This is a genomic window from Roseomonas chloroacetimidivorans, from assembly GCF_049629625.1.
Classification (GTDB): domain Bacteria; phylum Pseudomonadota; class Alphaproteobacteria; order Acetobacterales; family Acetobacteraceae; genus Roseomonas; species Roseomonas chloroacetimidivorans.
Map to the genome: position 1 here is coordinate 1 of NZ_JBNBZS010000297.1, position 1,023 is coordinate 1,023.

Here is a 1,023-nt window from a genome sequence, read left to right on the forward strand (position 1 = left end):
AGACCGCGGACCTGTCCACCTCAACGCTGCAACCGACGAGCACCCGTTCGAAAGGATCTGGCAGAGATCGCGTCCAGCTCGGCCGAATCCCACCGGGTCGGCCTGCGACCCGGGCCTCATCCGCTGCGGGTACGCATCGTCTCCGCTGGTCCAGAAACGGGGCAAGCGCGTCGAAGCTGGCCTACGGAAGCAAGCAATGCCTTCGTGCCGCTTTATGGCCCATGCTCCAGACGCAAGTTCGAGACGCATTCACTGCATAACGCGGGTTACGCGCAAGCGCGTTCCAGATGGACCAAAAGGTCCAATGGCTCTCTCACGGCGACCGGAGCGGCCGCGCTATGCTCCCTGAGCAGCACCATACGTTCGCCGTGGCGCTCAATTCGCCAGACTTTCGTGCCCATACCCAGCCAGGCGACTCCGGCCGCATCGTCAGGCGTGACCGGCATGTGGAGCCAGGCGCGCGGCAGGTGAGCGGCGAACCGGGCAATCGCTTTCCGGTCGGCTTGGGAAAGGCCCGCCTCAGTCCGCAGCATGTCGTACACCCCATTCCACCGCTTCCTGCAGATCAGGAGCGCTCTGCGCATGAGGCTGCCACACGCTCCGCTCCCGCATGCCGTGTCGGGGCCAGATCTGCTGAGGTGGTCCCCATCGGCCGGACAGTTTGGCGGCCTGGATAGGCTCGGCTCTGGTTTTCGTTAGGCCGCCAATCTCTCCATCTCGCCTGCCTCATATGCCTCGTCGGGGGTTTGCCCGGCCAAGGAGCTGTGTGGGCGTCCGGCGTTGTAGTAGCCGATCCACTTTGTGAGCCCGGCCCGCATCTCCGAGCCGGTCTCGAAGGCGTGCAGATAGACGCACTCGTATTTCAGGCTGCGCCAGAGCCGCTCGATGAAGACATTGTCCATCCAGCGTCCCCGTCCATCCATGGAGATGCGCACCCCAGCCCGTTGCAGCACGCCGGTGAACCGCGGTGAGGTGAACTGGCTGCCCTGATCGCTGTTGAAGATCTCAGGCCGCCCATGCCGG

General features: G+C 64.5%; 2 protein-coding genes. Both read right to left on the bottom strand.

The window, feature by feature from the left end; all coding sequences use genetic code 11:
• Positions 1–266: 266 nt before the first annotated feature.
• Positions 267–542 (bottom strand): hypothetical protein, encoded by a 276-nt coding sequence (locus ACO1BU_RS37565; protein ID WP_424140934.1) that lies wholly within the window; start codon positions 540–542, stop codon positions 267–269.
• A gap of 153 nt (positions 543–695) precedes the next feature.
• Positions 696–1,023: integrase core domain-containing protein (locus tag ACO1BU_RS37570; RefSeq protein ID WP_424140935.1), on the bottom strand; the 328-nt coding region annotated here is incomplete at its 5' end.